The organism is Plantibacter sp. PA-3-X8, assembly GCF_003856975.1.
Lineage (GTDB): Bacteria > Actinomycetota > Actinomycetes > Actinomycetales > Microbacteriaceae > Plantibacter > Plantibacter auratus.
Genome location: NZ_CP033107.1, coordinates 2595679 through 2619113, shown reverse-complemented (window position 1 = coordinate 2619113; position 23435 = coordinate 2595679). Strand labels below are relative to the sequence as shown.

The following is a 23435-nucleotide window of genomic DNA, read 5'->3' as shown; positions in this document are numbered from 1 at the left end:
GGTACGGTCAGGCTTTCCTTGCTGAGTGCACCCTTCGTAAGCCGAGCCTCGACTTCCTTGCGGAATGTCTGCGGCTGAGTACCGTTGCATTCAAGCAGACCGACGAATCCGCCCGACCAGGGCCTCACTCGTCAACGAAGGGGAAACACCATGACCGACATCACCACCTCCATTCCGCAGGCCGTCGCCAACCCGGACGTCGCAGCAGGCACCGCGCAGTTCCTCAGCCCCGTCGTCGTCGACCTCACCGCCATCGTCGTCAACGGCAAGCAGGCCCACTGGCACGTGCGTGGCGCGAACTTCATCGGTGTCCACGAGCTGCTCGACGACATCGTCGAGCACGCGCAGGAGTGGGCCGACCTCGCCGCAGAGCGCATCGTCGCCCTCGGCCTCCCGGTCGACGCACGCCTCAGCACCGTTGCCGCGAAGACCAGCACGCCCGAGCTGAGCGAGGGCTTCCAGCAGTCAGACCGCACCATCGCCGAGGTCATCGCCCTCATCGACGCCGCCTCCGCCTCGGTCAACACCGCGGTCGACGAGCTCGATGAGCTCGACCAGACCAGCCAGGACATCGCGATCGAGATCGCCCGCGGCCTCGACAAGGACCGCTGGTTCCTCTTCGCCCACCTCAGCCGGTAGCACCCCGGCGGGGCGACCCGCCAGCGTCACCCACGAAGGGGCAGTCATCCGTGACTGCCCCTTCGTCGCGCGTGTCACCCATCAATCGTTGCGCTGGAGCAGGGCGAGGACCGCGAGGACCCGTCGGTGGTCGCTCCCGGAGTCCTCGAGACCGAGCTTCTGGAAGATGGCCGAGATGTGCTTCTCGACCGCACCGACACCGACCCGCAGGCGTTCGGCGATCGCCGTGTTCGTGCGCCCCTCCGCCATGGCGGAGAGCACCTCCGTCTCACGTGGGGTCAGGCCGGCCAACGGGTCGCGCTGTGCTGCGAACAGGGTGCGGACCACGTCGGGGTCGAGGACGGTCCCTCCCTCGACCAACCGGTGGATGGCGTCCTGCACCTCCTCCAACGAGGCGACCCGGTCCTTGAGGAGATAACCGATCCCACGCCCGCCGTCCGCGAGCAGCTCCCGGGCGTAGACGGTCTCGACGTACTGGCTGAGCAGCAGGACGGGGAGGTCGGGATGCTCGGCGCGCAGCGCTATCGCTGCGCGGACCCCTTCGTCCCGGAACGTGGGCGGCATGCGGACGTCCATGACGATGAGGTCCGGTCGGTCCGCCGCGAGCCCGCGCTGGAGCGCCTCCGCATCGGCGTAGGCGGCGACCGTGATGAAGCCGGCCTCGTCGAACAGCCGCATCAAGCCCTCGCGGAGGAGTGTCGAATCCTCGGCGATCACGATGCGGAGCGGTCCTCTACCGGCACGGTCAGGGCTGATCACGCGTTCAGCCTACGGGGAGCGAGATCGAGACGGCGCTGCCACGTGCGACGCCGTCCCACACCGGGGCCGGCTCGATCACCAGTCTCCCGCCGAGGCCCTGCGCGCGTTCCGTCAGGCCTTCGAGACCGTGGCCCGGTTCCAGGTGCACGCCGCCCCGACCGTCATCGGTCACGCGGAGGGAGAGCCGCGAACCCAGCTGCTGGTCCACTGTCACGTGGGCCTCGACGCCGGCGCGCCGCGCATCCGCATGCTTCGACACGTTGGTCAGGAGTTCGGCGACGATGAAGTAGATCCCACGTTCCGTCTCACGAGGCAGCGTCACCGATGAGACGACCGCCAGCTCCGTCCTCGTCGGCACCGGACACCGCGCGGCGAGGTCGTCGAGTGCGGCGACGAGGCCGCGGTCCTGCAGCAGTGGCGGCATCAGGCCCTTCGAGAGCGCACGAAGTTCGTCGAGCGTCTCGGCGGCCTGGGCGCGCGCCTCACCCAGGAGCGAGCGTGCCGAGGCGGGGTCCGTGTCGAGGCGTCGTTCGGCGGCCGCGAGATCCATCTGCAGCCGGACGAGTCGCTGCTGCGGACCATCGTGGATGTCCCGTTCGAGCCGCCGCACCGCGCCCGCCTCAGCCGAGACGGCGGCACCGCGTGCACGCCGCTCCGCCAGGAGCTCGGCTCGCAGCTCCTCCTGTGGCCGCGCACCGAACAGCCCGGAGGCGATGGCGTGGTGCAGCAGCACCAGCACCCGGAGGACCAGCGGAAGCGTCACGAGGAACACGACGCCGAGCGAGAGGTTCCAGAGCTTGTCGGCGAGCAACGCGTCCGACGGGTCCAGCGTGGGAGCCAGCAGCTCCGCGAAGCCCGAGGAGGAACCAGCCGAGAGCCGGTCCGCCCAGATCCAGTACGTCGTGCCGGCGACGGCACCCACGGTCCAGGTGATGGTCAGCCCCCAGGTGATGCCCCCGACGATCGGGTTCACGATGACCGTGTGCAGGGCCGCGAGCCACCAACGCGGTCCGGCGAGTGGAGCGAGCACGGCACCCAGTGTCGTCTCAGTCCCGATGGACGACCGCCAGGCTCCTCCTCGGATCGGCGGGAGACCCGTCGTGCGGAGACGCGCGACCTCGAGCTCCACGAACGCCCGCGACACCCAGAGGCCGCCGACGATGATCAGGAGACCGACCCCCAGGATCGCGAGCCCGAAGCCGAGGGAGAGGATCACCACGGCGACGACGCAGCCGGCGATGACGATCGGCAGGTTGGGCAGCAGGAACAGGAGCGATCCGGGGACGTCCCGCCAGAGCCGACCGTATCGCCATGCGCCTCGGGTGGAGGGATCGGGCTTCGCCGACGCGTCGAGCTGTCGGCCGATGGCGGTGGTCATGAAGGAGGTCCTTTCGACGGAGCGGTCCCGGCTCTCGCACCGGGCTCGCCTCAGTCTGTTCGGCTCCGCCGACGAACGGCATCCGGTGGACGCCCCGTTCCGATCGGGGGTTATCCCCCGGCCGGGCGGACGGATGGAGCGGCCGTCAGGCGCCCACCCAGCATCGTCGCACGGACCGGCATGGTGCGCAGGGCCTCCGGTGCGCAGGAGAACGGGTCGAACGGCACGACGACGAGGTCGGCGGGGCGGCCGACGGCCACCACGTCATCGTCTCCTCTGGTCGACGCCGCCAGTGCCTCCTCGACCGTGATGGCCTGCTCCCCGTGCCAGGCCTCGCGTCCATCGCGGCTGCGCGTCACGGCGGCGGCGATGGAGACCCACGGGTCGAGCGGAGCGACCGGGGCGTCGGAACCAAGCCGGAGCGTGGCGCCGGCATCGAGGAGGCTGCGGAGCACGAAGGCACGGTCGGTGCGCCCGGCCCAGTGGACCTCGGCGATGTCCCGATCGTCCATCGCGTGTTCCGGCTGGACACTGGCCGCTGTTCCGGTCCGCGCGAACCGCTCCAGGTCCGACGCCCGGAGCAGCTGCGCGTGCTCGATCGTGCCCCTCGCGCCGGTCGTCTCGATCGCGTCGAGCGCGAGGGTGTTGGCGCGGTCACCGATGGCGTGCACCGCGCAGTGGAGGCCGTTGGCGGTCGCCAGGGTGAGCAATGCGGTGAGTCGCTCCGGCGGGACGTTGAGCATCCCGTGCGCGTCGGTTCCGGGAGCCGAACCCGGATAGGGCGCTTCGCAGCAGGCCGTCCGGGTGTTGAGAGATCCGTCGGTGATGACCTTGAACGGGCCGACCTGCACCAGGCCGTCCGTTCCGGCGAGCACTCCCCCGGTCACGAGCCCGGCGTCGATCGCGCGCTCGAGGTGCTCGGCGTACACACCGAAGGAGATGCGGAGCGCGCGAGTCCCGTTCCCGACCCGACGGATCCAGTCCGCGGCGTTCCAGCGCATCTCCAGGTCGACGACACCGACGACGCCGCGCGATGCCGCCTGATCGGCGGCGGCGTCGACCCAGCGGTCGGAGAGCTCGTCGGCGACCTGGTCGAGCTGTTTGAGGACGGCGAACGACTCCTCCTCCCGCAACAGGCCGGTGGGATGGTCGGCGAAGCCCGTGGCCCGGAGCGCTGCGCTGTTCAGCCAACAGCAGTGGAGGTCGGCACTGACCAGCACGACCTCACGGTCCGGGGCGATCGCGTCGAGCAGTGCGAACGTCGGCGTGTCCGGCCAGAGGGCGTCCCGGAACCTCGCGCCCTCGACCCAGCCGTCACCGTCGACCTCCTGGGCGATCCGCTCAGCGACCAACTCGACCGCCTCGGCGGCGGATTCAGCAGAGGACAGGTCGACGCGCCTGGCCGTGCGCGCCCACTGGGTGAAGTGCACGTGGTGGTCCCAGAGCCCCGGCAGGAGGAAGCCACCACCGCCGTCCAACACCCCGGGGTCAGAGCGAAGCAGAACCTCGGGGTCGGCGGGTCGGATCGCCACGATCGAGCCGTCCTCCAGCAGGACGTCGACCCGTTCGGCATCGGACGAGCCTCCGCGGCGCGGTCCGGACAGGTGGACGTCGGCGATCGTCGTGACGAGGTCGCCGTCGGGTCCAGGGCGGTGCTCGGTCATCACATCGGTCCTCGTCGGTTCGGCAGGCGGGTTCGGTTCAGCGCTGACAGTTCGGGCACCAGTACAGCTTGCGGGCGCCCATCTCCTCGAGGAGGATGTTCGTCCCGCAGACCCGGCACGGCAGTCCCTCCCGCTTGTAGACCCAGTGGCGATCGGCGCGGTTGGCCATCGCGAGGCGGTAGTCGGCCGCCGACAGGTCGTCCATCGTCATCATCTGGCCGGTCTCGACCCCGATCGCGAGCAACCGCGTCCAATCGAGCCAGATCTCGCGAAGCGTCTCGACGGGGACCGTCTTACCGGTGCGGTGCGGATCGAGACGGGCGCGGAACAGCAGTTCGGCGCGGTAGACGTTGCCGATCCCGCTGATGATCTGCTGATCCATGAGGAGCAGACCGATCGGGGAACCCTTGCGGTGCGCACGCGACACGAACCGCTCCCCTGCCTCCGCACTCGGGTCGAGCAGTGGATCCGGTCCGAGCCGATCGAAGACGGCCTGTACCCCGGCGGCGTCGATCACCTCGCAGGCGGTCGGCCCACGGAGGTCCGCCACGGTCGTCTCGGTCAACAGCCGCACGCGCACCTGACCCACCGGTTCGGGTGGGAACCGCTCGTCGATCTCGGCGAGCGGGCTCGACTGCTCGGACATCCGGACCCTGGCCCGGCGCGGTGCACCGATGCTGTGCAGGGAGTTCTCGCCGTCCGCATCGTGGATCGGCGCATCGTCGTCGTCGAGCACCGTGCCGCGCTGGTTCGTCTGCCCCATGCGGCCGTTCGAGGCGGCGATGGTCGGGTCCGACCGGATCTCACCGGCGAAGTCCCAGGCGCCGTACAGACCGAGGTGCACGCGCAACCACAGTCCGTCGTCGAACTCGAGGAACATCTGCTTGCCCACGGCCTTGGCGTCGGTGACCGTCCGTCCGTCGAGCACGGCGGCACCCTCGGCGAAGCGCCCCTGGGGAGACGACACGGCGACCCGGTGTCCGACGAAGTTCTGAGCGAACTGTCGGGCGATGCGATGGACGGAGTGCCCCTCGGGCATGGTGACTCCTCACTCGGTGGGGGCGCGATCCGGCGCGCCGCGCGGTGGCGGTGGAGGACGCGTCAGGCGTCGACGTGCTTGCCGGCGATGGTGCCGGTCGCCTCGAACTCGGCGAGCTGGGCGATCCGGCGGGCGTGACGTTCCTCGAGGCTGAACGGCTCGGCGATGAACGCGTCGATGAACGACACCGCCTCGTCGGTGCTGTGCTGACGCGCACCGATCGAGATCACGTTGGCGTCGTTGTGCTGCCGCGCCAGCTGCGCCGTGCTGAGGTTCCAGACGAGCGCCGCGCGGACACCGACGACCTTGTTCGCGGCGATCTGCTCGCCGTTACCCGAGCCGCCGAACACCACGCCGAGGGCGTCCACACCGGCCTGCTGGTCGCGCACGACGGCCTTCGCCGCGTTGATGCAGAACGCCGGGTAGTCGTCCAACGCGTCGTACTCGGCCGGGCCGTGGTCGACGACGTCGTGACCGGCTGCGCGCAGGTGGTCCTGCAGGAACTGACTGAGCTCGAGACCGGCGTGATCGGTGGCGATGTGGATGCGCATGTGGAAAGTCTAGGGTTCCGGGCGCCGGCGTCGCGTCAGTCGAAGATCGGGTCCGCCGTACGGCTGCGCTTCAGCTCGAAGAAGCCCGGGTAGGCGGCAGCGGCGACGACACCGTCCCACAGTGCGAGCGCCTGCTCGCCCTTCGGCGCTGGCGAGATGACGGGTCCGAAGAACGCGACGTCGTCGATCGCGATGACGGGGGTGCCGACGTCCTGACCGACCCGTCCGATGCCGTCGAAGTGGCTCTCGCGCATGGGCCCGTCGTAGGCGTCCGTCGTCGACGCTTCGGCGAGCGCCGCCGGGAGCCCGGTCTCGGCGAGGGCTTCGGCGATCACGGCGTCGACGTCCTCCGCGCGTCCGCCGGGGTGGATCCGCGTGCCGAGGGCGTCGTAGAGCGGCTTGACGACCGCGTGTCCGTGTTCGGCTGCCGCAGCGGCGACGAGCCGCGTGTATCGGAGCGCCCGGGGGAAGAAGGCCCGGTAGTCGTCGCTGACGTCCTGGTCCTCGTTGAGGACGGCGAGGCTCATGATGTGCCAGTGGACGTCGAGGTTCCTGGCTTCGGTGACCTCGTCGACCCAACGCGAGGTCATCCAGGCCCACGGGCAGGAGGGGTCGAACCAGAAGTCGACGCGGGTGTTGTCTGCAGCGGAAGTCGTCATGCCGTCACCCTACGCGCCGATCCCCGTCGACTCCCCCGAAACCGATGGACGGCGGGTCTAGGCTGGTTGATCGTGCCGCGGTCGTCACGAGCGACCACGTGCAGTTCACACGTCACGTGTCCATCAACACCAGGGAGCAGTTGTGCCAGGAGAGAACCTCACCCGAGTCGAAGCCCAGGAGCGCAGGGCGCTCGTCGACACGTCGAGCTACGAGGTCGTGCTCGACCTCACGACCGGTCCCGAGGTGTTCCGCAGCACCACGACGGTGCGCTTCACCGGTGAACCGGGCGCCTCGACCTTCATCGACGCCATGACGCGCACCGTCCACTCCGTCACGCTGAACGGCGTCGAGCTCGACCCGTCGACCGTCTCCGACGGCGTGCGCATCCAGCTCGACGGCCTCGCTGCGGAGAACGTGCTCGTCGTACACGCGGACGCCGAGTACACGAACACCGGTGAGGGCCTCCACCGCTTCGTCGACCCCGTCGACGGCGAGGTGTACCTGTACAGCCAGTTCGAGGTGCCGGATTCCCGTCGGGTGTTCGCGGTCTTCGAGCAGCCCGATCTGAAGGCGACGTTCACCTTCACGATCACGGCGCCCGCGGCCTGGCAGGTCGTCAGCAACTCCCCGACGCCTGAGCCGGTACCGGCGCACGACGGCGCGGCGACCTGGAGCTTCGCACCCACGCAGCGCATCTCCTCCTACATCACCGCGATCGTGGCCGGCCCGTACGACGTGGTGCGCAGCGAGCTCACCTCGAGCGACGGCCGGACCATCCCGCTGGGCGTCTTCGCTCGCAAGAGCCTGGCGGAGCACCTCGACGCCGACTACATCTTCGAGAAGACGCGTCAGGGCTTCGCGTACTACGAGGAGAAGTTCGCGTACCCGTACCCGTTCGAGAAGTACGACCAGCTCTTCGTCCCCGAGTTCAACGCGGGCGCGATGGAGAACGCCGGCGCGGTGACCTTCACCGAGACCTACGTGTTCCGCTCGAAGGTGACCGACGCGATCAAGGAGCGCCGGGTCGTCACGATCCTGCACGAGCTCGCCCACATGTGGTTCGGCGACCTCGTCACCATGAAGTGGTGGAACGACCTGTGGTTGAACGAGTCGTTCGCCGAATGGGCTTCGACGATCGCCACCGCTGAGGCAACCGAGTGGACCGAGGCGTGGACGACGTTCAACGCGATGGAGAAGACCTGGGCCTACCGCCAGGACCAGCTGCCGTCGACGCACCCCATCGTCGCGACCATCAACGACCTCGAGGACGTCCAGGTCAACTTCGACGGCATCACCTACGCCAAGGGCGGCTCCGTCCTGAAGCAGCTCGCCGCCTGGGTGGGCATCGAGGCGTTCTTCGCCGGCGTCGGCAACTACTTCCGCAAGCACGAGTTCGGCAACACCGTGCTCGACGACCTGCTCGTCGAGCTCGAGGCGACGAGCGGACGCGACCTCCGCGAGTGGTCTAAGCTGTGGCTCGAGACCGCCGGGGTCGGGACGTTGAGCCCGGAGTTCACGGTCGACGCCGACGGCGCGTTCACCGCGTTCGCCGTCCGTCAGACGGTCCCGGCGGACTACGACACGCTGCGTCCGCACCGCCTCGCCATCGGCCTGTACCGGCTGCAGGACGGCAAGCTCGTCCGCACGGAACGCGTCGAACTCGACGTCGACGGGGCGCTCACCGAGGTGCCGGACCTCGTCGGTGAGACGCAGCCCGACCTGGTGCTGTTGAACGACGACGACCTCGCCTACGCGAAGATCCGCCTCGACGAGCGGTCGCTCGCGACGGCGATCGGCCACCTCGCCTCGATCGAGGACCCGCTCGCACGCTCGCTGGTCTGGGGCGCTGCCTGGGACGCGACCCGCGACGCCGAGTCGAGCGCCTCCGACTACGTGGAGCTCGTCCTCGGGAACATCGCCACGGAGACCGAGTCGACGACCCTGCGCACCACGCTCGGCCAGCTCGGTCTGGCCGCGCGCAACTACGTCGCTCCGGAACGCCGCCTGGCGACCATCTCCCGGGTCGGCGACGCGCTCTGGACGCTCGCCCAGGAGGCGGAGGCCGGCTCCGATGCGCAGTTCCAGTTCGTGAAGTTCTTCGCCGCCCTCGCCTCGACCCCCGAGCACGGCGAGCACCTGCGTGCACTGCGCGACGGCTCCGCGGCACTCCCGGGCCTGGAGATCGACACCGACCTCCGCTGGGAGCTCCTCGAGGGACTGGTCCTCCTCGGTCTCGCGGACGGTTCGGACATCGATGCGGCGCTCGCCGAGGACAACACGGCCAACGGTGCGCAGGCGGCCGCTCGTGCACGGGCGACGATCCCCACCGTCGAGGGCAAGCGCGCAGCGTTCGACTCGGTCGTCGAGCACGACGACCAGCCGAATGCGATCGTCCGGAACGTCGGTCTCGGGTTCGGGCATGTCATCGACCCGGCCGTCCTGCAGCCGCTCGTCGAGCCGTACTTCGCCGCGCTCACCTCGGTCTGGGAGTCGCGCAGCTACAAGATCGCCGAGTACATCGTCGAGGGGCTCTACCCGGCGGCGCTCGCCTCCACCGAGCTCCGCGACCGCACCCGCGCGTGGTTGGAAGCCAACGCCGATATCCCGGCACTCCGACGCATGCTCGTCGAAGCCCTCGCCGGGGTCGAGCGGGCGCTCGCGGCACAGGCACGGGACGCCGCGTGATCCACTCGGCCGGATAGCACTCCGGTACCAGGATCCTCTGGCGAGAACCCCTCCACGGCACGACCCGCTGTGGAGGGGTTCTCCGTATCCTGGAGGGATGCGCCGACCAGTGAACGACGACCGACCCTCAGGGTCGTCCTCGTCGTGACCGCTCGGAAGCCGTCCTCCGACCGGGACCGGGCCGCGACGGAGGCCGCACTGATGCTCCCGCGCCCACCCGGGGTCGTCCGACGCTGGTGGTCGAGGCATCCGTGGACCGCCGACTCGCTCATCGCCGCCGGGTACCTCCTCGTCGCGCTCTCGGTCAGCACCGTCGAGTGGTTCGACGTCGACCTGGCGGCCCAGCCCGGCCGCATCGCGCTCGCCGTCGCGATCGTGGGCATCACGACACTCGCCGTCCTGCTCAGGCGACGGCGCCCGCTCGCGATGACCGTGCTCGTCATCGCCGTCGGGCTCGTCTCGGTCGCACAGACGGTGGGCGTCGACGCGTTCGCCGTGCCGATCCTGCTCTACTCGGTGGCCGTGTACCGGACCGTCGCACTCGGCTGGCAGGCCTTCGCCGCCGCCGCGGTCGTCGCCGTCCTCGCCCCGTTCCTGCCCTGGGCCGCACCACATGAGCCGGGAGAGCCGCAGCAGACCATCATCTCGGTCGTCCTCTTCGCGCTCTTCGGGCTGCTGATCGGGATCAACGTCGGCAATCGCAAGCGGTACGTCGAAGCACTCGTCGATCGGGCGGCGCAGCTGGCCCGCGAGCGCGACCAGCAGGCCCAGCTCGCCGCCGTCGCCGAGCGGACCCGCATCGCCCGCGAGATGCACGACATCGTCTCCCACAGTCTCACCGTCATCGTCGCGCTCAGCGAGGGGGCCCTGGCGACGAAGGACCCGGCGGCGTCCCGGTCCGCCATGACCGCCGTCACCGACGCCGCCCGCGGCTCCCTCGTCGACATGCGACGCATGCTGGGCGTCCTCCGCGAGACCGGCAGCGCACCCCTCGCTCCGCAACCCGACGCCGCGTCGATCCCCGCGCTCGTCGAGACCTTCCGCGGGCTCGGCCTGCCGGTCGCACTCACCGTCTCGGGGCCGTCAACGGACGACCCGTCGATCCTGCTCGCCGTGCACCGGATCACGCAGGAGGCACTCACGAACGCGCTGCGGTACTCGGAGCGGCCGAAGCGCGTCGACGTCGTCATCACCACCGACGACGAGCACCTCGAGCTCATCGTCGAGAACGACGGCTCCATTCCGGACGCGCCGTCGCTCGGCGCCGGCCAGGGGTTGCTTGGCCTCCGCGAACGCGTCGCGTTCCAAGGAGGTCGGGTCACCGCCGGAGCCGTCGGCGATCGGCTGTGGCGCGTCCATGCCGTCCTCCCCCTGGAACCACGCCCGTCGAGAACGTCCCCGCCGACCACCGAACCACGAGGAACCACACCATGACCGACCCCGTCCGCATCCTGCTCGTCGACGACCAACAGCTCATCCGGCTCGGATTCGGTCTCGTGCTCGGCGCGGAGGACGATCTGGACGTGGTCGGTGAGGCTTCGAACGGCGCCGAGGCGATCGACCTCGCCGCCAGCCTGCGGCCGGACGTGATCCTCATGGACGTCCGGATGCCGGGACTCGACGGGATCGAGGCGACCAGGAGGATCGTCGCCGCGAACCCCGACAGCCGCATCATCATCCTGACGACCTTCGACCTCGACGAGTACGCCTTCGGAGCGCTGCGGGCCGGCGCGAGCGGCTTCCTCCTGAAGGACGCCCTGCCGAACGAGCTGACGTCCGCGATCCGCGCGGTCCACGCCGGCGACGCCGCCGTCTCGACCCGCATCACGAAGCGGATGCTCGAACTCTTCGCGACGGCCCTCCCCGGCACCCCCACGGCCGCCGAAGACGGCTCGGCAGCAGAACTCGCCGAGCTGACACCGCGGGAGCACGACATCCTCGTCGCCATGGCGGAGGGGCTGAGCAACGCGGAGATCGCCACCCACTTCGTCCTCTCCGAGTCGACGGTGAAGACGCACGTCGGTCGCGTACTCATGAAGCTGCAGCTGCGCGACCGCGTGCAGGCGGTCATCTTCGCCTACAAGCACGGACTCGTGCGTCCATGACCGTTCACGCAGGCACCGTCCGGCTCGCACTCGGGCGGCTCACACGGTTCACTCCGGGTCGCTCGATACACTGAGGCCCATATGAACTGGGATGAGATCTGGCCTGACGTGACCGCCTTCCTCTGGACGGCGGGGTGGAAGATCATCGGCGTGGTGGTCGTGATCGGCCTGGCGTTCGCCGCCGCATGGGTGCTCCGATTCGTCATCCGACGCGTCGTCGGCCGCATCGTGAGTGGCGTCAAGAAGAGCGCCGACGTCACCGACACGCAATCGCTGCTCGCCTCGCCGCTTGCCGCCGTCCGACTCGTCCAACGCACGCGGACCCTCGGCACCGTGCTCAGCAACATCGTCAACGTCACCATCGTCATCGTCGCGGCCATCCTCGTCGTCAACGTCATCGACTCGAGCATCATCGGCTCGTTCGCCCTGCTGACGGCCGCGGTCGGTGCCGGCCTCGGTTTCGGCGCGCAGAACATCGTCAAGGACATCCTCAACGGCCTGTTCATGGTGGTCGAGGACCAACTGGGCGTGGGCGACGTGGTCGACCTCGGACCCGCCACCGGTGTGGTCGAGACCGTCGGCATCCGGATCACCCAGGTACGCGACGTCAACGGCACGCTCTGGTTCGTCCGCAACGGCGAGATCCTGCGGGTCGGCAACATGTCACAGGGGTGGTCGCGGGTCATCATCGACCTGGCGATCCCGTACGACACCGACGTCGAGGCCGTCCAGGAGCGCATGCTCGACACGGCGAACGAACTCGCCCACGACCCCAAGTGGCGCTCCCGCATCCTTGAGAAGCCCGAACTGTGGGGTCTCGAGTCGATCTCGGGCGACGCACTCGTCATCCGCTTGGTGATCAAGACGCGCACGAGTGCCAAGGACGACGTGGCTCGCGAACTGCGGATGCGGTTGAAGCGGGCCGTCGACGAGATGGACGTCAAGCTGCCGTCGCTCAACAGCATCGTCCTCTCGGGCTTCGAGGGTGCCGCAAGCGTGACCGGTTCGCGTCCCCCGCGCACCCACCCGACCACGGTGGTCCCTCCACGGGCGCCGAAGACCAAGCGACCCCCGAGAGGGCAGCAGTGACCGGCTCCCAGGCACCAGGCATGTCCTTCTACGAGCAGGTCGGCGGACACGCCACCTTCAAGGCCCTCGTGGACGAGTTCTACCGCGGCGTGGCCGGCGACCCCGTCCTGAAACCGATGTACCCCGAGGAGGACCTCGGTCCGGCGGCCGACCGGCTGATGCTCTTCCTCGAGCAGTACTGGGGTGGGCCGGGCACCTACAGCGCCGAACGCGGCCACCCGCGTCTCCGGCTCCGACACCAGCCCTTCCACGTGAACCCCGACGCTCGCGACCGCTGGCTGCTGCACATGCGCGCCGCCGTCGACAGCCTCGACCTCGCGCCGGTGCACGAGGCGACGCTCTGGGACTACCTCGAGCGGGCAGCCCACGCCATGGTCAACACCTTCGACGAGGACCCAGGGGCACCGCGCCGCAGTCTTCTCTGATTCCGGCCGCACGGTCGTAGGATCGGACGCACGTCCGTGCCGAAGGAGTCAGCAGATGCCAGCAGCCGTCCCTCCCAACCCGTCCGCCGATCGAACCGAGGCCGACGCGATCGTGATCGGCAGCGGGCTGGCGGGGCTCGTGGCAGCTGCAGAGCTCATCGACGCCGGCAAGCGGGTCATCCTGCTCGAACAGGAGCCGGAGTCGAACCTCGGTGGCCAGGCGCACTGGTCGTTCGGCGGCCTGTTCCTGGTCGACTCCCCCGAGCAGCGCCACCTCGGCGTCCGGGATTCGCTCGAGCTCGCGACCCAGGACTGGTTCGGCGCAGCAGCGTTCGACCGTCCCGAGGACCAGTGGCCCAAGCGCTGGGCGGAGGCGTACCTCGATTTCGCCGCGGGCGAGAAGCGCGCTTGGCTCCACGACCAGGGCGTGCGGTTCTTCCCGGTCGTCGGCTGGGCGGAACGGGGCGGTTGCGGCGCCATCGGCCACGGCAACTCCGTTCCCCGCTTCCACATCACCTGGGGCACCGGACCCGGTGTCGTCGCGCCCTTCGTCCGACGGGTGAACGCCGGCGTCGAGGACGGCACGGTGTCGGCTCACTTCCGGCACCGTGTGGACGAGCTGCTCACCGAGGACGGCGCGGTCGTCGGCGTACGCGGCTCCGTGCTGGCCCCGTCGCATGCCGAGCGCGGGGCTCCGAGCTCGCGCGAGGTCGTCGGCGAGTTCTCGTGCAAGGCGCCCGCGGTGCTCGTCGCGAGCGGTGGCATCGGGGGGAACCACGATCTCGTCCGCGAACAGTGGCCGGCCCGGCTCGGGACGCCGCCGAGGACCATGCTCTCCGGGGTCCCCGCGCACGTCGACGGACGCATGCTGGCGATCAGTGAGCGTGCGGGCGGGCATCTCATCAACGGCGACCGGATGTGGCACTACGTCGAAGGCATCACCAACTGGGATCCGATCTGGCCGCAACACGGCATCAGGATCCTGCCGGGGCCGTCCTCGCTCTGGTTCGACGCGACCGGGAAGCGGCTCCCGGTGCCGCTCTTCCCGGGCTTCGACACGCTCGGTACCCTCGCGCACCTGCGTGCCACCGGCCACGACCACAGCTGGTTCGTGCTGACCCAGCGGATCATCGAGAAGGAGTTCGCGCTGTCGGGGAGCGAGCAGAACCCCGACCTCACCGGGAAGGACCTCGGGCTGCTCGCGAAGCGCATCGGCCCGGGAGCGCCCGGGCCGGTCGAGGCGTTCAAGGAGCACGGCGCGGACTTCGTCGTCGCCGACACGCTCACCGAGCTGATCGCCGGCATGCAGGAACTGAGCCCGGAGACGCCCATCGACGCGGCGAACGTCATCGCCGAGGTGGAGGCTCGCGATCGCGAGATCGACAACCCGTTCACGAAGGACCTGCAGATCACGGCGCTCCGCGGTGCCCGCTCCTACCGGGGCGACAAACTCATCCGCGTCGCCGCACCGCACCGGCTCCTCGATCCGAAGGCGGGACCGCTCATCGCGGTGAAGCTGCATGTGCTGACCCGCAAGAGCCTCGGCGGGCTCGAGACCGACCTCGCGAGTCGGGTCCTCGGCCCGGACGGGAACCCGGTGCCCGGCCTCTACGCCGCCGGTGAGGCGGCTGGCTTCGGCGGTGGAGGGATCCACGGCTACCGCGCGCTCGAGGGGACCTTCCTCGGCGGGTGTCTGTTCAGCGGACGGACCGCCGGCCGGACGATGGCAGGCGCCTGAGGATCAGGACACGGCGCCCGCGAGCACATGCCCTCGTCGGGTGCTCAAACGGACCCATCCGCCTGAGCGGAAGACGGCCGCGCGCTCCGGCTCGGCGATGAAGCCGAGGCCCACCGCGGCGAACGCGGCACCGGTCGGGAGTCCGTGGCCGTCGCCGAGGGGCCGGGACCAGACCTGCGACCGCACCTTCTGGACGATCTGATCGCCCACCGCGGTGGGGAGCGTCTCGGCGATCTCCGAGGCCCCCGTCCTGGCGACGAGTTCGAGCTCGATGGTGTCCACATCGCCCGCACGTTCCCAGCCGCCACGGGGCGGTGCCTGTCCGACCCACGGGGCCGTCCTCGTGGACGGTGGCAGCTCGAGCGGCACGGTCTCGCGGGCATCCGCGACCAGGTCCTCGGCAGCGACGCCGCCGAGCGTTCGGACGATGCGGTCGATGAGTTCACGCGGGGTCGCGAGTACGTCGGCCGTGGCGGGTTCGGCGAGTGCGAAGGTGCGCATCCCGATGATCGTCGGACTCCGGTCGAGCAGACCCTGCGGGTGCAGCACCGGGGCGGAGACCGCCAGGACGTCCCCGGCAGCCAGGAGTCGCACACCGGAGTCGTCGATCCGGGCGGCGCGTGCGAGGAAGGTGCGGAGGTCGGCGAGCGAGGTGGCGTCGAGGAGCTGCAAGGTGGTGGACATCTCCTCTCAATCTACGCCACCGCCGCGTGCGCTCCGGCACCGCGTCGCCAGCGCCTGGATAGACTCGGCGGGTCGGGTCGGGCATCGACGACCGAACCTCGACCCCCGGATGAAAGGCGTGTTCGCGTGAAGGAACCGATCCACTCCCTGCTCACCGCACTGGACCTCAGTGCTCCCGGTGTCCGGACCGACGAGGACATCTTCACCGGTCCATCGCAATGGATGCCGCAGGGGCGGGTCTTCGGTGGTCAGGTGCTCGCCCAGTCCGTCGTCGCCGCTACCCGGACCGTCGACGCCGAGCGCATCATCCACTCGATGCACGGGTACTTCCTCCGACCGGGCGACGTCGACCTGCCGATCACCTTCGCGGTCGACCGCATCCACGACGGACGCTCCTTCGCCACCCGGCGCACGCAGGCGTACCAGAACGGAGTGCCGATCCTCTCGATGATCGCGTCCTTCCAGACCCAGGACGAGGGCCCGGAGCATCAGATCGAGCTGCCCGACGGGATCCCGGACCCGGAGACCCTCCCGTCAGCCGCCGAGCTCCTCAGCGGGATCGACCACCCGGCCGCCGAGGCGTGGGCGACGGGACGCCCCTTCGACCTCCGACACGTCGGCTCCCCCGTCTACCTCCGGGTGGAGGGCGAGCGGACCACCCGGCAAGCGGTGTGGTTCAAGACGATCGAGGACCTGCCCGACGACCCCGCGCTGCACCGTGCCGCGCTCGCCTACGCGAGCGACTACACGATCCTGGAGCCGGTGCTCCGTCGTCACGGCGTCCCGTGGGCCACCCCGGGCATCAAGATCGCCAGTCTCGACCACGCCATGTGGTGGCACCGACCCGCCCGCGTCGACGAGTGGCTGCTCTACCTGCAGGATTCCCCGAGCGCCACCGGCGGAAGAGGTCTGTCCCTCGGGCGCATCTACGATCGGGCGGGTCGCCTCGTCGCGAGCGTCGCCCAGGAGGGCATGGTGCGGTTCCCGACGCCTCGGTGACCGGCGTCGCTCAGCGCCGCGAGAACTCGATCGGATCCTCGAGGAACGGCTCCCATGCGGCACGTTCGACGTCCGAGATCCGGCGCGGCTTGAGCGTCTTGGCGTCCACCATGACGACCGTCGTGGAGGCTCGGGCGTACAGCGTCTGCGATGCCCCACCCAGCGGCGAGTAGACCTCGTACGCGACCTGCAGGCTGGCTCCGCCGATCTTGCCCATCCAGAGCTGGACGTCGAGCGGATCGCGCTGGTACGGGATCGGGGCCAGGTACTCGATCTCCTGGTGCGCCACGAGCGTGAGCGTCTCGGCCTCGAGGCTCGCGTCGATGACCGCGGTCGGCGGGACGTCCTCCGACGCCACCGTCGGGATCCAGAAGACGCGGACGCGCGCCTCCTCCAGCAGCTTGAGCATCGAGGCGTTGTTGACGTGGTTGAAGGCGTCGAGGTCGCCCCACCGCAGTGGGATCGGCACGTGGAGTCTGGTCATTGCTGGGCCCTCCGTGGGTCGGGGACGTACGGGTCGTGAACGGACGACGGCCCACCGGCAGAAGCCGATGGGCCGTTCGCACGAGTCCTAGTCGCGCGTGAGCTTGCGGTACGCGGAGCGGTGCGGCTTTGCCGCGTCCGGTCCGAGGCGCTTGATCTTGTCCTCTTCGTAGGACTCGAAGTTTCCCTCGAACCAGTGCCAATTCGACGGGTTCTCCTCGGTGCCCTCGTACGACAGGATGTGCGTCGCGATGCGGTCGAGGAACCACCGGTCGTGGGTGATGACCACGGCGCAACCCGGGAACTCGAGGAGCGCGTTCTCGAGGCTCGAGAGCGTCTCGACGTCGAGGTCGTTGGTCGGTTCGTCGAGCAGCAGGAGGTTACCGCCCTGCTTGAGCGTCAGCGCGAGGTTCAGTCGGTTGCGCTCACCACCGGAGAGGACGCCGGCCTTCTTCTGCTGGTCCGGGCCCTTGAACCCGAAGGTCGACACGTAGGCGCGGGACGGGATCTCCTGGTTGCCGACCTGGATGTAGTCGAGCCCTTCGGACACGACCTCCCAGAGCGTCTTGTTGGGGTCGATGCCCCCACGGGACTGGTCGACGTAGGAGAGCTTCACGGTCTCGCCGACCTTGAGCTCACCGGCGTCGAGCGGCTCGATGCCGACGATGGTCTTGAACAGCGTGGTCTTACCGACACCGTTCGGGCCGATGATGCCGACGATGCCGTTGCGCGGGAGGCTGAAGGAGAGGTCGTCGATGAGGACGCGTCCGTCGAAGCCCTTCTCGAGCTTCTTGGCCTCGAGGACCGTCGAGCCGAGTCGCGGACCGGCGGGGATCTGGATCTCCTCGAAGTCGAGCTTCCTGGTGCGCTCGGCCTCCGTCGCCATCTCCTCGTAGCGAGCGAGACGAGCCTTCGACTTCGCCTGGCGGCCCTTCGCGTTACTGCGGACCCACTCGAGTTCGCTCGCGAGTCGCTTGGCGAGCTTGGCGTCCTTCTTGCCCTGGACGTTGAGACGCTCGCCCTTCTTCTCGAGGTAGGTCGAGTAGTTGCCCTCGTACGGGTAGAGGCGACCGCGGTCGACCTCACAGATCCACTCTGCGACGTGGTCGAGGAAGTACCGGTCGTGGGTGACGGCGAGCACGGCGCCCGCGTACTGAGCGAGGTGCTGCTCGAGCCAGAGCACGCTCTCGGCGTCGAGGTGGTTGGTGGGCTCGTCGAGGAGCAGGAGGTCGGGCTTCTGCAGGAGCAGCTTGCAGAGTGCGACGCGACGCTTCTCGCCACCGGAGAGGTGGGCGACCGTGGCGTCGGACGGCGGGCAGCGCAGGGCGTCCATCGCCTGCTCCAGCTGCGAGTCGAGGTCCCAGGCGTCTGCGGCGTCGATCGCCTCCTGCAGCACGCCCATCTCGGCGAGCAGGGCGTCGAAGTCGGCGTCGGGCTCGGCCATCGCGAGCGAGATCTCGTTGAAGCGGTCGATCTTGCCCTTGATCTCGCCGACGCCCTCTTGGACGTTCTCGAGCACCGTCTTGTCCTCGTCGAGTTCCGGCTCCTGCATGAGGATGCCGACGCTGAAGCCCGGCGTGAGCTTCGCCTCGCCGTTCGAGGGGGTGTCGATCCCCGCCATGATCTTCAGGATCGTGGACTTACCGGCACCGTTCGGGCCGACGACGCCGATCTTCGCTCCGGGCAGGAACGCCATCGTCACGTCGTCGAGGATGAGCTTGTCGCCGACCGCCTTGCGGGCGCGGACCATCGAGTAAATGTATTCAGCCATGTCGCCGTCCAGTCTACGGGCGGACCCTCCGTTTGCGCTGCACGACGACTCCCGCGATGACGGCCGCCGCCGCGATCGCGCAACTCGTCGTCACCTCGAGGAGCCGCGCGGGTCCGCCGAAGAACATCGACACCAGCAGCGCGACGAGCGCGACGACGACCACGACCGTGAGCCACGGGTGTCCCCACATGCGGATCCCGCCGGCACGGTCGCTGCTCTCCGACGCCGAGACCTGGTCGAACCGTCGGCTGCGCAATTGAGCGACGGCGATCACGATCCACACGAAGATCGCGATCGCGCCGGTGGAGTTGACGAGGAAGGTGAAGACCTCGTCCGGTGCGAGGTAGTTCAACAGGACGCACACGAGCCCGATGACGGCCGAGCACAGGATCGCGACCGCCGGCGTGCCGCGTCGCGTCGTCGCGCGGACCGCTCGCGGGGCCTCCCCGCGGCCTCCGAGTGAGAACAGCATGCGCGACGCCGTGTACAGCGAGGCGTTGAGCGTCGACAGCAGGGCCGTGAAGACGATGATGTCCATCGCCACGCCGGCACCGGGGATCCCGGCGGCGTGCAGCATGGTGACGAAGGGACTGATCCCCGGCGTGATCTCCGTCCACGGCACAACGATGAGGACGACCAGTATCGAGCCGATGTAGAACAGCAGGATCCGCCAGACGACCGAGTTCACCGCTCGCCGGACGGCACCCTTCGGGTCCACCGATTCTCCTGCCGCGATCGTGGCGACCTCGGCACCGAACATCGAGAAGATGATCGGCAGCAGCGCCGCCAGGACGCCGCCGATACCGAACGGCAGGAAGCCCCCGTCCGTTGGAGCGAGGTTGGCGACGGTCGCCGTCTCGGTCGGGATGACGCCGACGATGATGAGCGAACCGAGCGCGATGAACAGGACCACGGCCGTGATCTTGATCGAGGAGAACCAGAACTCGAACTCACCGAACGACTTCACTGAGACGAGGTTGGCGGCGAGGAACGCGACGGTGATCACGAGCGCCGGGATCCACTGCGGGAGACCGGGCACCCACTGGCTGACGATCTGCGCTGCGGCCGTCGCCTCGATGCCGACGACCACGACCCAGAACCACCAGTACAGCCACCCGATCGCGAGACCGGCCCAGGGGCCGATGAAGCGCGAGGCGTAGGCGGAGAACGACCCGGTCTCGGGCGACGCGGAGGCCATCTCCCCCAGCATGCGCATGACGAGCACCACGACCACGCCGGCCAGGGCGTACGCGAGGATCACGCCGGGTCCCGCTGCGAGGATCGCCGTGCTCGACGCCACGAGGAGCCCGGCGCCGATCATGCCGCCGAGGGCGATCAGCGCCAGATGACGAGGCTTGAGTGTATGCGCCAACGCCGTCGGCGCCACGGCCAGACGTTCCTCGGCCAGGAAGACGGCCTCGGTGGCAGGTTCCCCGCCAGGTGATGGGTTGGCGGTCATGCGGGCCCTCGATTCCGGATCGAGCCACCTAGGAGGTGGCGATATCTGAAATTTCAGGTTATGGCATGCCCACGGCTTGCACCAGCCCGTGAGTGGTCGGCGGCGCTACCAGTCGATCGCGCGCGTGACCCCGATGAGGCATCGCCCGGTGTCGAGCTGCGACACCACCGACGAGTGATACCCCGTCGCCGGCCCGTTCTGCCCGAGAATGCACTGCCCTTGCCACCGGATGGCGAACTGGATCGAGTCGGCCGGCTCGCCGATGCTCGTCGTGTCCGAGGAGACCTCCATCTCCGCCTTCGGGAAGCCAGCGGCGACGAGACCGTCGATGATCGCCTGGCCGCCAGCGGCGGGGTTCGCGGCGAGCGTGGCTGCGTTCACGGCGTCGAAGAACGGCAGGTTGTCGGTGGCGGTGCCCTCGGGGAGCAGCACGGGCGCCGCCGGAGCCGTCTCAGTGGCGGTCGGCGTCTGGCTCGGCGTGGCCGTCGGCTCGGGAGCGGGCTGGGAGCAGCCGGTCACGGCGATGCCGAGCAGACCGAGCACCACGCCGACCCGGACGCCGGCGATCGACGTGCGGCGACGGATCGAGGTGACGGCTGAGACGGGGCGGTCGCGGAGGCTCTTCTGCACGTCGAGCAGTCTACGCGGCGCGTCAGAACGGCGTGTCCTGCGGCGGTGCCGACGCCCACTCCCCGGTTCCGGTTCCGGAACCGGTCGACTCGGATGCGGCGGGCGCCGGAGACACCCCCGCTCCGACCGGCGACTCACCGGACCCCTTCGGTTGCCAGCCGATGTCGGGCCCGATGTGATCGGCTTCGATGTCGACCGACGTCCCTCGTCGCTCACCCTGCTCCCAGTCGCGGATCCGCAACCGGCCGAGCACGATCACGCGTTGTCCTTTGACGAGCGATGTGGCGGAGGCGGTCGCCAATCCACGGAAGGCGCTCACCGTGTACCAGTTCGTCTCCTGCGCCACCCAGGAACCCTGCTTCTGGTCGTACCGACGTTGCTGCGACGCCAGGCGGAAACTGGTGATGTCCAGCCCGGACGTCGTGCGATGGTGCTTGGGGTCTGTCGCGACGTGTCCGCAGACGGTGATCTGGTCGTTCATGGGTTCCTCTCCTGTCGGTCCGACGATCCTGGCGGTGGATCGCGGAAGCGTCCGGGGCGGGTCCGTGCCGATCGCCACCCCGGACGCACTGTCAGCCTCACCGATCCCGTGGGCCCCGTGTCGAGCCGGGCGACCCTCGTCAATGTCCACAACCGCGCACCTCGCTGTGGAGGACCCTCGCTCCGCTCTGACCAGGGCCGATGTCGGTGGCCCCGCATACGCTGACGAGTACCAGCCGGCAGTCCCAGTCCGGCATCGCCCCACCAGCGCACGAGGAGTCCCATGCCCAACGCCCTGAGCATCCGTCCCGGCTACTGGCGCGTGACGACCCCTGACGGCCGCGTGCTCGGCAACATCGAGGCCGTCGGAGCGGACGGCGTTCCTGAATACCGGGCCAACCGGTTCCGACCGGCGGTCCTCGAGTACGCCCCGCTGGGCAGCTTCAGCGATCTCGCGGTCGCCATCGACGCCTTCCGCAACTGAGCGGCTACCCTCCCGCCGTTCCCGTCGACCCCGGTGCGTCGCCCGTGTTCACGCCCGAACGAGGGGTAGTCTGCGGCCCATGCAGTGGTGGAATGACTTCGTAGAGTGGGTGACCTCAGCTGAGGTCCGCCCCATGCTGTTCGCTGCGGCCCTCTTCATCGTGGCCGTCGTGGTGTCCTCCCTCGTCGCCGCCGGCGCAAGCCGTCGCGCGCTGCGAGCCATCGTGGACCAGCGAGATCGAGAGCAGAAGAACGTCGCGATCCTGGCGCTCGTCGACGCCGCCACCGAGGCCAGCGTCTGGAACTCGCTCACCCCGCAAGAGCAGGTGCTCAGCGATCGGGCCGTCGCCCAGGCCGACACCCTCGTGCGGCTCAGCCCGATCAAGGGTGCGGCCGTCGCTGCGGACTGGGCGAACCACCAGCTCCACGAGATGAAGCGCAACTCCGCGACGTTCGGGTACGAGTTGGACCCGGTGGTCGAGGACTTCCGCGACCGCCTCGTCGAGTGGTCGAAGAAGCCGGCACGGGCCCGCAAGGACTTCGACGGCGACCTCCGTCGCTGGCGCGCCGAGTCCACAGGATCGGAACAGGCGCTCGTCGCGGAGCAGGAGTCGTGGGTCGCCAAGCAGCACCACGAGCAGTACGCCGCTGTGAAGCCCGCGTCCACCGCCCCGGCTGCACGGCCCGGCGACATCACTCGCTCGACGGGCGGCACGATCAACACCAGCACGACGCAGCGCATCATCGACGACGTCGCAGTCCTGGAAGCCGAACGCAAGCAGTCCAGCGTCAGCTGACCACCGCGACTGACAGACGGCGGCCCGATCATCCGATCGGGCCGCCGTCTTCGTGTCAGGGGTGCGTGGTCAGCGCCACCAGGTGTCGAACTTGCTGACCGGGACCTGCCGCTTATGCTCCGTCGCCGCGTACCGGGCCTCGATCGCTTCGGCGGCCACCGGATCGATCTCGCTCCCCTCGAGGAAGTCGTCGATCTGCTGGTAGCTGAGTCCGAGGTTCTCCTCGTCGGTCTGGCCGGGGGTGCCGTCGAGGAGATCGGCGGTCGGGGCCTTCAGGTAGAGGCGTTCCGGAGCGTCGAGCGACTCGAGGAGCGCACGCCCCTGACGCTTCGTCAGGCCACTGAGCGGGAGCACGTCGGCCCCGCCGTCGCCGAACTTCGTGAAGAAGCCGGTGACCGCCTCGGCCGCGTGGTCCGTCCCGACCACCAGGAGCCCCTGCTGACCGGCGATCGCGTACTGCGCGACCATCCGTGCGCGCGCCTTCGCGTTGCCCTTGACGAAGTCACTAAGGGGTTCGCCGGTCGCATCCGCGTACTCGGCTTCGAACCCGTCGACCGCACGCTGGATGTTGAACACGACGGAGTCGTCCGGGCGGATGAACGACAGCGCCAACTGGGCGTCGTCCTCGTCGTGCTGCACGGCGTACGGCAGACGGACGGCGACGAACCGGGCCTCGCCACCCTCGGCTCGGACCTCTTCCGCCGCGAGCTGGCACAAGCGCCCGGCGAGCGACGAGTCCTGTCCCCCGCTGATCCCGAGCACGAACCCCTTCGTGTGCGTTGCCCGCAGGTACGACTTCAGGAAGTCGATCCGGGAACGGACCTCGGCCGACGGGTCGATCGTGGGGCTGACATGGAGTTCCGCAATGATGCGGGCCTGGATCTCGCGCATGTCCCCAGGCTACTCGCTCACCGGAG

General features: G+C 69.3%; 23 protein-coding genes. 10 read left to right on the top strand and 13 right to left on the bottom strand.

Features of this window, described 5'->3' with window-relative positions:
- The first annotated feature begins 150 nt into the window (after positions 1 to 150).
- Complete coding sequence (locus tag EAO79_RS12420) at positions 151 to 639, top strand: Dps family protein (RefSeq protein ID WP_085510676.1); 489 nt, start codon at positions 151 to 153, stop codon at positions 637 to 639.
- Positions 640 to 720: 81 nt separating this feature from the next.
- On the opposite strand, the gene EAO79_RS12415 is transcribed toward EAO79_RS12420, so the two are convergent.
- The 6 genes from EAO79_RS12415 to EAO79_RS12390 all read right to left on the bottom strand — a co-directional run bounded on the left by EAO79_RS12415 (position 721) and on the right by EAO79_RS12390 (position 6689).
- Positions 721 to 1398, bottom strand: coding sequence for a response regulator (locus EAO79_RS12415; RefSeq protein ID WP_371413642.1), 678 nt, complete (start codon positions 1396 to 1398; stop codon positions 721 to 723).
- A 4-nt stretch (positions 1399 to 1402) separates the two neighbouring features.
- Positions 1403 to 2776, bottom strand: a complete 1374-nt coding sequence (locus tag EAO79_RS12410) for a sensor histidine kinase (protein WP_124769174.1) — start codon at positions 2774 to 2776, stop codon at positions 1403 to 1405.
- Positions 2777 to 2886: 110 nt separating this feature from the next.
- Entirely contained in the window at positions 2887 to 4440 is a 1554-nt protein-coding gene (locus tag EAO79_RS12405) for an amidohydrolase (protein WP_241160869.1), read from the bottom strand.
- Between the two features lie 37 nt (positions 4441 to 4477).
- Positions 4478 to 5479 (bottom strand): Fpg/Nei family DNA glycosylase, encoded by a 1002-nt coding sequence (locus tag EAO79_RS12400; protein ID WP_124769173.1) that lies wholly within the window; start codon positions 5477 to 5479, stop codon positions 4478 to 4480.
- A 62-nt stretch (positions 5480 to 5541) separates the two neighbouring features.
- Complete coding sequence (locus EAO79_RS12395; RefSeq protein ID WP_085510673.1) at positions 5542 to 6030, bottom strand: ribose-5-phosphate isomerase; 489 nt, start codon at positions 6028 to 6030, stop codon at positions 5542 to 5544.
- A gap of 35 nt (positions 6031 to 6065) precedes the next feature.
- On the bottom strand, positions 6066 to 6689 hold the full coding sequence (locus EAO79_RS12390) for a DsbA family protein (protein WP_064295146.1): 624 nt from the start codon (positions 6687 to 6689) through the stop codon (positions 6066 to 6068).
- 142 nt (positions 6690 to 6831) lie between these two features.
- Here EAO79_RS12390 and pepN point away from each other — a divergent pair, with 142 nt between their 5' ends.
- The 6 genes from pepN (at position 6832) to EAO79_RS12360 (ending at position 14732) form a co-directional block, all read left to right on the top strand.
- Entirely contained in the window at positions 6832 to 9375 is a 2544-nt protein-coding gene (gene pepN, locus EAO79_RS12385) for an aminopeptidase N (protein WP_124769172.1), read from the top strand.
- A 144-nt stretch (positions 9376 to 9519) separates the two neighbouring features.
- Complete coding sequence (locus tag EAO79_RS12380) at positions 9520 to 10809, top strand: sensor histidine kinase (RefSeq protein ID WP_124769171.1); 1290 nt, start codon at positions 9520 to 9522, stop codon at positions 10807 to 10809.
- On the top strand, positions 10806 to 11480 hold the full coding sequence (locus EAO79_RS12375) for a response regulator transcription factor (protein WP_124769170.1): 675 nt from the start codon (positions 10806 to 10808) through the stop codon (positions 11478 to 11480). Before EAO79_RS12380 ends, EAO79_RS12375 begins: the two co-directional genes overlap by 4 nt.
- An 81-nt stretch (positions 11481 to 11561) precedes the next feature.
- Entirely contained in the window at positions 11562 to 12569 is a 1008-nt protein-coding gene (locus EAO79_RS12370; protein WP_079705699.1) for a mechanosensitive ion channel family protein, read from the top strand.
- A 20-nt stretch (positions 12570 to 12589) separates the two neighbouring features.
- Positions 12590 to 12994, top strand: coding sequence for a globin (locus EAO79_RS12365; protein ID WP_079705698.1), 405 nt, complete (start codon positions 12590 to 12592; stop codon positions 12992 to 12994).
- A gap of 55 nt (positions 12995 to 13049) precedes the next feature.
- Positions 13050 to 14732: an FAD-binding dehydrogenase gene (locus EAO79_RS12360; RefSeq protein WP_124769169.1), complete on the top strand. Its 1683-nt coding sequence runs from the start codon at positions 13050 to 13052 to the stop codon at positions 14730 to 14732.
- Between the two features lie 3 nt (positions 14733 to 14735).
- Here EAO79_RS12360 and EAO79_RS12355 read toward each other — a convergent pair whose 3' ends face one another.
- A complete protein-coding gene (locus tag EAO79_RS12355; protein WP_064295140.1) occupies positions 14736 to 15416 on the bottom strand; it encodes a hypothetical protein in 681 nt (226 codons plus the stop codon).
- 126 nt (positions 15417 to 15542) lie between these two features.
- On the opposite strand from EAO79_RS12355, the gene EAO79_RS12350 reads away from it, so the two are divergent.
- The gene (locus EAO79_RS12350; RefSeq protein ID WP_234993952.1) at positions 15543 to 16415 is read left to right on the top strand and encodes an acyl-CoA thioesterase II; all 873 of its coding nucleotides are present in this window, start codon (positions 15543 to 15545) and stop codon (positions 16413 to 16415) included.
- Between the two features lie 10 nt (positions 16416 to 16425).
- Here the strand turns inward: EAO79_RS12350 and EAO79_RS12345 are convergent, their stop codons facing one another.
- The 5 genes from EAO79_RS12345 to EAO79_RS12325 form a co-directional block, all read right to left on the bottom strand.
- A complete protein-coding gene (locus tag EAO79_RS12345; protein WP_124769168.1) occupies positions 16426 to 16899 on the bottom strand; it encodes a thioesterase family protein in 474 nt (157 codons plus the stop codon).
- Positions 16900 to 16986: 87 nt separating this feature from the next.
- A complete protein-coding gene (ettA, locus tag EAO79_RS12340) occupies positions 16987 to 18669 on the bottom strand; it encodes an energy-dependent translational throttle protein EttA (protein ID WP_085510665.1) in 1683 nt (560 codons plus the stop codon).
- Positions 18670 to 18682: 13 nt separating this feature from the next.
- Positions 18683 to 20128, bottom strand: a complete 1446-nt coding sequence (locus EAO79_RS12335; protein ID WP_124769167.1) for an amino acid permease — start codon at positions 20126 to 20128, stop codon at positions 18683 to 18685.
- Between the two features lie 105 nt (positions 20129 to 20233).
- Positions 20234 to 20758, bottom strand: coding sequence for a hypothetical protein (locus EAO79_RS12330; RefSeq protein WP_241160868.1), 525 nt, complete (start codon positions 20756 to 20758; stop codon positions 20234 to 20236).
- Positions 20759 to 20780: 22 nt separating this feature from the next.
- A complete protein-coding gene (locus EAO79_RS12325; protein ID WP_124769166.1) occupies positions 20781 to 21239 on the bottom strand; it encodes a single-stranded DNA-binding protein in 459 nt (152 codons plus the stop codon).
- Positions 21240 to 21521: 282 nt separating this feature from the next.
- Here EAO79_RS12325 and EAO79_RS12320 point away from each other — a divergent pair, with 282 nt between their 5' ends.
- Positions 21522 to 21722, top strand: coding sequence for a hypothetical protein (locus EAO79_RS12320; protein WP_124769165.1), 201 nt, complete (start codon positions 21522 to 21524; stop codon positions 21720 to 21722).
- Between the two features lie 79 nt (positions 21723 to 21801).
- Positions 21802 to 22518, top strand: a complete 717-nt coding sequence (locus EAO79_RS12315) for a hypothetical protein (RefSeq protein WP_124769164.1) — start codon at positions 21802 to 21804, stop codon at positions 22516 to 22518.
- Between the two features lie 69 nt (positions 22519 to 22587).
- Here EAO79_RS12315 and nadE read toward each other — a convergent pair whose 3' ends face one another.
- Entirely contained in the window at positions 22588 to 23409 is an 822-nt protein-coding gene (nadE, locus tag EAO79_RS12310; RefSeq protein ID WP_124769163.1) for an ammonia-dependent NAD(+) synthetase, read from the bottom strand.
- Between the last annotated feature and the right edge of the window lie 26 nt (positions 23410 to 23435).

Coding starts and splice junctions, on each gene's coding strand:
- EAO79_RS12420 (WP_085510676.1), top strand. CDS start 151: ATGACCGACATCACCACCTCCATTCCGCAGGCCGTCGCCAACCCGGAC.
- EAO79_RS12410 (WP_124769174.1), bottom strand. CDS start 2,776: ATGACCACCGCCATCGGCCGACAGCTCGACGCGTCGGCGAAGCCCGAT.
- EAO79_RS12405 (WP_241160869.1), bottom strand. CDS start 4,440: ATGACCGAGCACCGCCCTGGACCCGACGGCGACCTCGTCACGACGATC.
- EAO79_RS12400 (WP_124769173.1), bottom strand. CDS start 5,479: ATGCCCGAGGGGCACTCCGTCCATCGCATCGCCCGACAGTTCGCTCAG.
- EAO79_RS12395 (WP_085510673.1), bottom strand. CDS start 6,030: ATGCGCATCCACATCGCCACCGATCACGCCGGTCTCGAGCTCAGTCAG.
- EAO79_RS12390 (WP_064295146.1), bottom strand. CDS start 6,689: ATGACGACTTCCGCTGCAGACAACACCCGCGTCGACTTCTGGTTCGAC.
- EAO79_RS12375 (WP_124769170.1), top strand. CDS start 10,806: ATGACCGACCCCGTCCGCATCCTGCTCGTCGACGACCAACAGCTCATC.
- EAO79_RS12370 (WP_079705699.1), top strand. CDS start 11,562: ATGAACTGGGATGAGATCTGGCCTGACGTGACCGCCTTCCTCTGGACG.
- EAO79_RS12365 (WP_079705698.1), top strand. CDS start 12,590: ATGTCCTTCTACGAGCAGGTCGGCGGACACGCCACCTTCAAGGCCCTC.
- EAO79_RS12360 (WP_124769169.1), top strand. CDS start 13,050: ATGCCAGCAGCCGTCCCTCCCAACCCGTCCGCCGATCGAACCGAGGCC.
- EAO79_RS12355 (WP_064295140.1), bottom strand. CDS start 15,416: ATGTCCACCACCTTGCAGCTCCTCGACGCCACCTCGCTCGCCGACCTC.
- EAO79_RS12345 (WP_124769168.1), bottom strand. CDS start 16,899: ATGACCAGACTCCACGTGCCGATCCCACTGCGGTGGGGCGACCTCGAC.
- ettA (WP_085510665.1), bottom strand. CDS start 18,669: ATGGCTGAATACATTTACTCGATGGTCCGCGCCCGCAAGGCGGTCGGC.
- EAO79_RS12335 (WP_124769167.1), bottom strand. CDS start 20,128: ATGACCGCCAACCCATCACCTGGCGGGGAACCTGCCACCGAGGCCGTC.
- EAO79_RS12325 (WP_124769166.1), bottom strand. CDS start 21,239: ATGAACGACCAGATCACCGTCTGCGGACACGTCGCGACAGACCCCAAG.
- EAO79_RS12320 (WP_124769165.1), top strand. CDS start 21,522: ATGCCCAACGCCCTGAGCATCCGTCCCGGCTACTGGCGCGTGACGACC.
- EAO79_RS12315 (WP_124769164.1), top strand. CDS start 21,802: ATGCAGTGGTGGAATGACTTCGTAGAGTGGGTGACCTCAGCTGAGGTC.
- nadE (WP_124769163.1), bottom strand. CDS start 23,409: ATGCGCGAGATCCAGGCCCGCATCATTGCGGAACTCCATGTCAGCCCC.